This window comes from Actinoplanes oryzae, assembly GCF_030757795.1.
Taxonomy (GTDB): Bacteria; Actinomycetota; Actinomycetes; order Mycobacteriales; family Micromonosporaceae; genus Actinoplanes.
The window spans coordinates 1-9,207 of record NZ_JAUQWH010000248.1; the positions used below are offsets into that span (position 1 = coordinate 1).

Sequence of the window (9,207 nt, forward strand, 5' to 3'; positions counted from 1 at the left end):
ACGACCTCGGCGGCCACAACTTCAACTCCTCGTACGCGTCCTTCCGCGCGGGCTTCGACAACACGTCCTACGACGAGTGGGACATCACCGGGGTGTCCGGCGATCGGGTCTATCTCACGCTGACCGCCTACAACCTGGACTGCACGACGCAGGTGTGGCGCGGCTGGTACGTGGTGGCCGCCGGTGAGCTGGCGAGCGCTCATCTCAGCGGCGGCCGGTTCCAGCCCAGCAGGTACTGCGACTGACTCAGGCGACGGCGTAGCGGAGGTGCACGGCGCCGTTGGGGAAGCGGCGTTCGTCGAGGAGGTGGAGGCCGGTGCGGACGCCGGCCGGGAGGCCCGGCTTGCCGCCGCCGACGATGAGGGGCAGGACGAACAGGCGGCATTCTTCGACCAGGCCGGCCCGGAAGGCCTGCGCCGCGAGGTCGGCGCCGCCGATCATGAGGTCGCCGGCGGTCGTGGACTTGAGGTTCTTGACCGCCGCGGGGTCGAAGTGGCGCTCGATCCGGGTGTCGGCGGTGGACACCGCCGCGAGGGTCGTCGAGTACACGACCTTGCTCGCCGCCTGCCAGGCTTTCGCGAAGCCGGCCATCAGCTCGGACCGCGCGGCCAGGGCGGGGTCGGTCTCCCAGACGGCCATCTTCTCGTACAGGCGCCGGCCGTAGAGGAAGGTGTCCACGGTCCGCACGATGCCGGTCGTGAAGGCGAACACCTCGTCGTCGACGGGCAGCCAGGCAAACGTGCCGCTCTCGTCCTCGATGTAGCCGTCCAGCGACACGTTCGTCACGTAGATGAGCTTGCCCATGCCGTCACCTCTCGTCCGGAACCCGATTGCTCCTCACTGTGCTACGAACGGCAGGCCGCGGATCCGACACCGGGCCGGCGACGAACAATGATTTCAGGCGGGGTGGATGCCGCGGCGCTCGAGGGCGGCCCACAGGTCGCGCAGGACAGCCGGCTCGTCGATGACGAAGGCGGACTGCGCCACCCGGAAGAACTCCCAGCCGCAGCGGGCCAGCTCGCGCTGCCTGGTCATGTCGGCCTCGTGGCGGTCGGGGCCGGCCCACGTGTCGCCGTCGCAGATGACGGCGAGCTTGCTCTCCGCGCCGACGACGACGAGGTCGAGCGTGTAGCCGGGGGTCTCGTACTGCGGGACCACCGCGTAGCCGCGGGCGGCCAGCCGGTCGTGGACGGCCTGCTCGAAGGCGGTCCGCGGGGAGGCCGTGACCTCACCAGCCGGCGCGGGCGGCTCGTAGCAGAACTCGAGCAGCTGGTGGCGCAGGTCCTCGGGGTCCTCGATGTCGGACGCGCGCACCGAGTGGAAGACCCACATCTGGTCCTTGGCCCGCGACGCCGCCACGTTGTAGCGCTGCAGGTACATGTCGGCCGTCGCCGAGCCGAGCCGCCGGTCAGGCTCGAGGGCGGTGACCATGCTCAGGAACATGACGTCGCGCTCGGAGCCCTGGAAGTCGGCGGAGTCGCCGCAGCGCAGGTCGCGGCGCTCCCATTCGGCGGGGTCGAGGCGCTGCAGCAGCAGGCTCTCGATCAGCTTGGCCTGGTGCGGGCCGCGCAGGGAGATGACCCCGAAGGTACGCCCGGCATAGCGCGGATCGGCGACGCAGGCGACGATCTGGTCCGCGATCGCCTCGGCCTCGGGCGGGTTCGTCCGGTCGCTGGTGCCGCGCAGGTAGCCGCCCGCCACGTGGACGGGCTTGACCGGCTCGAGACGGTCGGCGCCGTACTGGCGGACCGGGACGAGGCGGATGCGCTCGGGCTCGTACGCGATGCGGTTGGAGAACTCGATGATCTCCGGGACGCAGCGGCGGTGCTCGACCAGCGGGATGTGGCCGCCGAAGCGCATCTTGGCCTCGTCGAAGAGGCTGCGCTGCGGGTCCTGCCACGAGGCTCGGTACTCGTCGTCGAAGAGGTACTGCTGGGCGAGGTTGCGCAGGTCCTGCTGGTCGACGCCGACGGCGGAGGGCGACACCTGCTTGTCGTCGCCGATGACCACCATGGTCGGCGCCAGGTACTGCAGGAACGTGGCGGACAGGCCGGCCTGCGACGCCTCGTCCACGATGACCACGTCGAACATGTTCGCCTGCACGCGCAGCTGCTCGGCGACGCGGTAGATCGGCATGATCCAGACGGGGACGGACGGCCGGCAGCGGTCCATGGCCTGGCGGATCTCGGCGCGGCGCTGGGCGGCGTACTTGGCGGTGCCCTTGCCGAGGCGGCGGACCAGCTGGCCGTACTGCTGGAGGTTGGCCCGCGCGGAGCCGGTGATCCGGTCGGGTGAGGCGGCGTGCTGCCAGGCGCGGGCCGCGGCGAGCTCGCCGACGTGGTGGCGGATGGTGTGCTCGGTGTCGGCGGCCTCCTGCTGCAGCTTGTTGACGTCCGCCGGGCGCTGCTTGGCCAGCCACGCCTCGACGACGAGCCAGGTCCAGGCGTCCGCCCAGCCGGCGATGCGCTCGTCCCACGCGGGATCCGGGGCGGTCGCGGCGATCGCGTCGCGCAGGGCCGGGGCGCGGTAGCCGAGGGCGGCGGCGAGCTCGTCGCGGTGCGTGGTGAGAGCGCGGACCTCGTACAGGCGGGTGAGGCGGTGGACCGCCGTGCTGTAGCCGGCGGCGTCCCGGGTCTGCACCGCGGCCAGGATCGTGTGCAGCGCCGGGGACGGGCTCGCCTCGTGCAGCAGCGGCAGGACCGGCAGGGCGGCGCCCTCCACGGCCGTGCGGGCCGCGTCCAGCGCGTCCTCGGCCGCGGCGGCGTCGACGAGCCCGGCGTACGCGCGGACCCCTGCCGGGTCGGTCCAGTCGGGGCGCGGCAGGCGCAGCTCGGCGAGACGTTTCTCCTGCTCCGCGTACGCGGCCCCGAGCGCGAGCACCCGTTCCAGCTGCTCCAGCTCGGCGAGGTGCCAGGCGAGCCGTTCCCCCGCACTGCCCTGCACCGGGACCGCCGTCGAGCCGGGCCACGCCTGGTCGAGGTCGCGCAGCAGCGGCTGCGCCTGCGCCCAGGCGACGAACCGGCCCAGCGACTCGGGCGACGCGGGCACGTTGCCGTCGACGCTGACCTGCAGCAACAGGTCGCGGGCCGCCTTGACCGGCTTGGCCGTGAGCACGCCGAGGGCGGGCATGCCGTCCGCGGCGATCCGCACGCGGCCGCCGGCGCCGAGGTGATGCCTGAGCTGCTGGGCCTGGACGACGAGCGGGGTGAGGTCCGCGGCGGGCACGTTGATCGTGGCGCCGCCGAACTCGTCGACCAGCGGTTGCGCACGGGCGACCAGCTGACGGACGCGTTCGGCGCGGCCCTGCCACATGCGCATGCGCCCGGACCCCGCGTCGAGCACGGCCTCCGCCATCCAGCCGGGTCCACTTCGGACCAGTGACTCCGCGGTGTCCGCCAGGCGGTGCAGATACTGCCGCAGCGATTCGCGCTCGGCCGGCGGCAGGACGCGCAGGGCGGCGTAGGCGGGATGCTGTCGCTCGCCGGCGAATCCCTCGCAAGCCGTCCACGCCGCGGCCTCGGCTGCCACCGCGGCGGCGAACGCGGACGGCGCCGGCAGCGTGGCAGGATCGATCAGGGTGTCGTAGGCCGGGCCCTCGTCGGCGGTGAGGGCGTCGTCGCGCAGCAACCGGAGCCACTCCGCGACGCGGAAAGCGGGCAGCGGCGGCTCGTCGTCCGGCGCGGCGGGCGCCCACACCCGGATCCAGCCGTGGCGCGGCTCGTCGGCCCGGTGCGCGGCGGCGATCCCGGCGAGCGTGCCCCGATAGGGACCCTGCTCGTGCCGCGTGATCTCGGCGGCCCGCGCGTCCACGATGCGGCGCTTGACCCCGGACAGGTGGCGGCGCAGCTTGTCGATGGCCATGAGGTGGTGCTCGACGGTCCGGGTGCAGCGCTGCTCGTCGTAGTCGACGGCCTGCTGCGAGATGGTGTCCACGGCGACCTTGAGATCGGTGAGGTCCTCGCGGGACGCCCCGACCACGGCGACGGAGAGCGGGCGGATGGCGGCGGGCAGTTTCGCGCGTACCTCCTTGAGGGCCCTCTCGGTCTGGGCCGTGACCAGCACGCGCTTGCCCTGGGCCAGCAGGTGGCTGAGCAGCGCCGCGGCGGTGTGCGTCTTGCCGGTCCCGGGCGGGCCCTGCACCAGGGTCTGCGCGTGCCGGTCGACCTGCTGCAGGATCTTGAGCTGCTGCTCATTGACCGGCAGCGGCGTGAACACCTCGTCGTCCACGGTGACCATGGCGCCCGGCGTCGGGTCGGGGCGCACCTTCGGGCGGTGATCGGGGTCGACGAGCGGCAGCAGCCCCTCCGGCACGGTCTGCGCGCTGAGCAGTTGGCCCCGGATGGTCTCCAGCAGCTCGACGACGCCCTGCCGGTCGCGGCGGCGCAGCACGATCGCGGGCGCGAGACTCACCTCGGCGGTCGCGAGCGTCGCCCGGCTCGGCGGCCCGGAGTCCTGGTAGCGCGCGTCGGGGTCGAGACTGTTCGCGATGCGGTGCAGCACCTCGCCGATCGCCTTGCGGTGCAACGGATGATCCGTGTACGACCGGGCGACGTCCCGCGCCTCCGTCAGGTGCCGCGAGCCGGTCAGCTCCGAGTCGAGCATGTCGAGCTCGATGCGCAGCGCGTCGGTGGCCTCGGTGGCGTAGACGCGCAGGGTGCCGCTGACCGGCTCCAGGTCGACGGCGACCGGGGTGGTGACCACGTGGCGGCGCACCGGCTCGTGCCCCTCGGGGTGCCAGACCAGGTAGCCGACCGCGAGGACCAGCTCCTGCTCCTCGGGGTTCGCGGCCGCCTCCGCCTGCATGGCGAAGAGCTGCGCGTACGCGTCGCGCAGCAGCCGGTCCTCGTCGGTCTCCGGCGGCGTGTCCAGCCGCTCGAGGTGGCCGATCTCGTCGCCGGGGCCGGGCGCGTCCGTCCAGTGCGCGAACTGCACGGCGGGATGCCGGGGCAGGTCGTCCGCCCACACCAGCTGGTACCCGTCGGACGTGCGCGGCGACGACGCAGTGGCCTGCTGCGCCCGGGCGAGGAACTCGAAGAGCCGCACGGCACGGTCCAGCCGGCTCGTCGGCGCGGTGGTCTTGGGCTGCACCTTTCGCACCATAACGGCAGGAACCGGTCAAGCGGGCCGGATCCTGCCTACTTCCCGCCCAACGCGCTCAGAACCGTCCTGGTGAGCAGCTGCGGACGGCCGCCCGCGGCCACCAGGTCCGGCGCGTCGGCGGGCAGCCGGTCGACCTCGTTGAGCAACGCCAGGTACACGCCGCAGCACCAGCGCGGCCCCGCCGCCGTGATCTCCCCGGCCTCGCGGAGCCGGGTGAAGAGCAGCTCCAGCCCGGCCATGACCTCGCGGCTCTTGTCCCCGGCGAGCTCCATGGCGGCGCGATGGCTGATCTTCAGCTCGAAGACGATCTCGTTGACGTGCAGGAACGCGTCCGCCGGGGGCGCCGTCGTCACCCGCGCCTGCTCCAGCGCGCTCAGGTAACGCCGGTTGAGCTGCTCGACCAGCGCGTCCAGCAGCGCCTGCCGCGTCGCGAACCGGCGGTGCACCGTCGCCCGGGCCAGCCCGGCCTCGTCGGCGATCCGCTCGAGGGACGCGGTCGCGTCGACGGCGAGCACCGCGCCCGCGGCCGCCAGGATCCGCGCCGTGCTGCGCTCCGCGTCTGCTCGCATGGGACCACCCTACTGATCTCGTAAATGAGACTGTCGTGATGCACTTCTTGACGTAACTGAGTCAGTGGTGTTGCATTTAGCGCATGGATCTTCATCTGACCGGCAAGCGCGTCCTCGTCACGGGCGCGAGCAGGGGCATCGGCCTCGCGACCGTGCGGGCCTTCGTCGCCGAGGGCGCGGTGGTCGTGGGCACCGCGCGACGCAACACCCCCGAGCTGGAAGCGACCGGTGCCACGTTCGTGGCCGCCGACCTGGCGGCGCCCGGCGGGCCGCGGGCGATGGTCGAGGCGGTGCTCGCGGCGGACCCGCGGCTCGACGTGCTCGTCAACAACGCCGGCGGCGGCGTCATGAGCAGCCTGGACGCCTTCGCCGACCCGTTCGACGGCACGGACGAGGACTGGGCGACGGCGTTCACGCTGAATCTCGACGCTGCCGTCCGGACCACGAGGGCGGCCCTTCCCGCCCTGGTCAGCGCACGCGGCGCCGTGATCAACATCAGCTCCGACGCGGCCCGGCGGCCCGCCGCGGCACCCATGCACTACTCCGCGGCGAAGGCCGCCCTCAACTCCTTCTCACGGTCGCTGGCCGAGAAGGTGGCCGCCTCCGGCGTGCGCGTCAACGTGGTCTCGCCCGGCGGCACCCGCACCCCGCTCATGGAGGCCGACGACGGCTTCGGCGCCCAGGTAGCGGCGGTCATGGGCGTCGACCGCGAGACCTTCCTCAAGGCGATGCCGCAGCAGGGCGGCATGCTCACCGGCGAGCTGATCGATCCGGCCGAGATCGCCCGCGCGGTGGTGCTGCTGGCGTCCCCCGCCCTGCCGAGCGCGATCGGCGCGAACTGGACGGTGGACGCCGGCTCGGTCAAGGCAGCCGTCTGATCCCAGCCACCCCGGCCCGGGCAGCGGCACCCACTCGATCGAGCCGGCCCTCCGACCGCGGCCACCCCGGCACGGACAACCGGGGCCGGCCCGATCGAGCCGGCCCTCCGACCGGAGCCACCCCGGCGTGGACAGCCCGCGCCGGATCAGGGCAGCGCCGGGCGGTCCGCGGTGTGGCAGGCCGCGCCCTTGCAGGTGGCGTAGGCGGCCAGGGCGCGGTCCAGCGCGGCGGTCCGCTCCGGCTTCAGCGTCAGGGCGATGTTCCTCAGCTGGTACGGATCTCGCGCCCGGTCGTAGTACTCACGGAACCCGTCCGCGTACTTCACGTACGTGAACGTGGGCGTGCGCAGCGCGTTGTACGTCACCGGGTTCCCGCCCCGCGGCAGCGCCCGATCGGGATCGCCGATCTCCGCATTGGGTCCGTGATGCTCGACCAGCGCCGTGGTCCGCCAGTCCGCCGGCCGCTCACCGCGCAGCAGCGGCACCAGGCTGCGCCCGTCCACCTCGGCGGGCACGGCCACCCCGGCCAGCTCGTCGAACGTGGGCCGCAGGTCGACGTTCTGCGCGGGAAGGGCGACGGTGGCACCCCGGCGCACGCCCGGACCGGCGACGACCAGCGGCACGTGGATGTCCGTCTCGTAGGCGGTCTGCTTGCCCTGGTTGAGCCTGTACTCCCCCATGTGCAGCCCGTTGTCGGAGGTGAACACCACCACGGTGTTCTCCGCGACCCCGGCCCTGTCGAGGGTCGCGCGCAGGTCGGCGATCATCCGGTCGACCGACTGGATCGACTGCGCGCGCTTGCGGAACGCCGCGTCCATCGTCGCCTGCTGCGCGGCGGTCAGCGGCTTGAGCTTGCTCACCCAGTGCGGCGCGCCCTGGGGTTTCGCGTTGTAGGCCTTGGTCCGCGGCAGCTTCAGCCCCGGGAACGCGTGCACGTCCTGCGGCGCCGGGGTGTACGGCAGGTGCGGCGAGAAGGTGGCCACCTCCACCAGGAACGGCTGTTTGGCGGCGGCCGACCGGGTGATGAACGACTGCGCCTTTCCGCTGATCACCGTGGTGAGATAGTCCTCGGGGCGGTTGCCGTAGCGCTTGACGACGCCGTTCTCCAGCAGCGAATAGTTGTACTGGCTGTAGGAGCTGCCCGCCACGTACCACTCGGTCCACCCGGGCGGCACCACCTCCTTGCCCCGCTCGGGGTAGTAGGCGTTCAAGTACTTCCCCAGCATGGCCGTGCGGTAGCCGGCCCGCTGCAGGTCGGTGGCGAAGGTCGTCCGGTCGATGCCGTTGCGCACGAAGACCTTGTTGCCGCCCTCCTTCGGGCCGTTGGTGAACACGCCGGTGTTGTGCGCATACATCCCGCTGAAGATCGTCGCCCGCGACGGGCAGCACAGCGAGTCCGTGACCGTGTACTGACCGAACGATGTGCCCTCCTGCTGCAGCTTCCGCACCTGAGGAAGGAACGGCAGCAGGTTCATGGAGAGGTCGTCGACCAGCACCATCACGATGTTGGGCCGGGACGACGCGGGCGCCCGGACGGCGCTTGCCGAGGGCGCGGACGAGGGTGGCGCGGGATCAGCGGTGCAGGCGGACAGCGCGAGCACCGCCGCGAGAGCGGTCAGGCAACGGCGAAGCATGCCGGAACGGTAGAACCACCGGGCCACCGGACCAAATCGGCCGGGCCGCCCCTGTGGACAACGCCGGCTCAGCCCCTGTGGACAACGCAGAGCCGACGCGTCGCCCGCGTCATGGCGACGTACCGCTCGCGCGGCCCGCCGAGCTGTTCCGGGGCCACGACCAGCACCGAGTCGAACTCCAGCCCGCGGGCCTGGGAGATCGGCACGATCTGCGCCGTACGGGTGACGGGCAGCCGCCCCGCGAGAGCGTCCGGGCAGATCACCGCCCGCAACTCGCCGGGATGCGCCGCCTCCTGCGCCCGCAGCTCGCCGGCGACCGTACGCACCAGATCACCGGTCAGATGCCGGGGCGCCTCGCCGTGCCGCACCGACCGCCCGGGCACCTGATCCGGGGCGATCTCGGCGAGCAGGCCACCGGTCGCGGCGAGAATCTCCGCCGTGGTGCGATAGTTGACGGTGAGCGTGTGCAGCTCGAAGCGCGGCCCGAGCACCTGCGCCCAGGACCGGACCGTCGACACGGGCCCCGCCTGCGCGAAGTCGCCGGCCACGGTCATCGAGCGGCTCGGGCACCGGCGGAGCAGGAGGCGCCACTCCGCCTCGGTCAGCTCCTGGGCCTCGTCGACGACGATGTGCCCGTACGCCGGCGCCAGCACGCCGTCGACCAGGGCCGCGGCCTCGTCGAGCAGCACGAGGTCACCCGAGCTGCGCGTACGCCCGATCCGCGCCGCACCGGCCGGGGTCAGCACCGGCCACACCTCGTCGACGGCCGCGTCGAGGGCGGCATCGTGCCGCAGGGCCGCTGCCACGGCCGCCGGATCGTCCAGCTCCTCCCGGGCGCCGGGCGCCAGGCCCAGTGCCCGCAGATCCTCCGCGACCGCCCGGTCCAGGTCGATGCCGACCAGCGCCGCCGTCTCGGCGTCGATCCGGTCCAGCTCCCGGCCGATCCGCCGCTGCGCCAGCACCGCGATCAACCGCTCCTTGAACACCGCCCGCCCCGGGTGGTACGGCAGATCCCGCGCGGCGGCA

6 protein-coding genes and 1 pseudogene are annotated in these 9,207 nt (G+C 72.9%); 2 read left to right on the top strand and 5 right to left on the bottom strand.

The window, feature by feature from the left end; translation table 11 throughout:
* Positions 1-245, top strand: a 245-nt coding sequence (locus tag RBH18_RS41265; RefSeq protein ID WP_306215963.1) for a hypothetical protein, incomplete at its 5' end; no start/stop codon positions are given.
* Position 246: 1 nt separating this feature from the next.
* On the opposite strand, the gene RBH18_RS41270 is transcribed toward RBH18_RS41265, so the two are convergent.
* From RBH18_RS41270 to RBH18_RS41280, 3 genes are all read right to left on the bottom strand, one after another.
* A complete protein-coding gene (locus RBH18_RS41270) occupies positions 247-804 on the bottom strand; it encodes a dihydrofolate reductase family protein (RefSeq protein WP_306215964.1) in 558 nt (185 codons plus the stop codon).
* A gap of 93 nt (positions 805-897) precedes the next feature.
* Positions 898-5,088, bottom strand: coding sequence for an AAA domain-containing protein (locus RBH18_RS41275; protein WP_306215965.1), 4,191 nt, complete (start codon positions 5,086-5,088; stop codon positions 898-900).
* 47 nt (positions 5,089-5,135) lie between these two features.
* Entirely contained in the window at positions 5,136-5,669 is a 534-nt protein-coding gene (locus tag RBH18_RS41280; RefSeq protein WP_306215966.1) for a TetR/AcrR family transcriptional regulator, read from the bottom strand.
* Between the two features lie 83 nt (positions 5,670-5,752).
* Here RBH18_RS41280 and RBH18_RS41285 point away from each other — a divergent pair, with 83 nt between their 5' ends.
* A complete protein-coding gene (locus RBH18_RS41285) occupies positions 5,753-6,547 on the top strand; it encodes an SDR family NAD(P)-dependent oxidoreductase (protein WP_306215967.1) in 795 nt (264 codons plus the stop codon).
* Positions 6,548-6,693: 146 nt separating this feature from the next.
* On the opposite strand, the gene RBH18_RS41290 is transcribed toward RBH18_RS41285, so the two are convergent.
* A complete protein-coding gene (locus tag RBH18_RS41290; protein WP_306215969.1) occupies positions 6,694-8,181 on the bottom strand; it encodes a sulfatase family protein in 1,488 nt (495 codons plus the stop codon).
* Positions 8,182-8,249: 68 nt separating this feature from the next.
* A pseudogene (locus RBH18_RS41295) lies at positions 8,250-9,207 on the bottom strand (ATP-dependent DNA helicase); the annotation flags it as partial.

Coding starts and splice junctions, on each gene's coding strand:
- RBH18_RS41285 (WP_306215967.1), top strand. CDS start 5,753: ATGGATCTTCATCTGACCGGCAAGCGCGTCCTCGTCACGGGCGCGAGC.
- RBH18_RS41280 (WP_306215966.1), bottom strand. CDS start 5,669: ATGCGAGCAGACGCGGAGCGCAGCACGGCGCGGATCCTGGCGGCCGCG.
- RBH18_RS41290 (WP_306215969.1), bottom strand. CDS start 8,181: ATGCTTCGCCGTTGCCTGACCGCTCTCGCGGCGGTGCTCGCGCTGTCC.
- RBH18_RS41270 (WP_306215964.1), bottom strand. CDS start 804: ATGGGCAAGCTCATCTACGTGACGAACGTGTCGCTGGACGGCTACATC.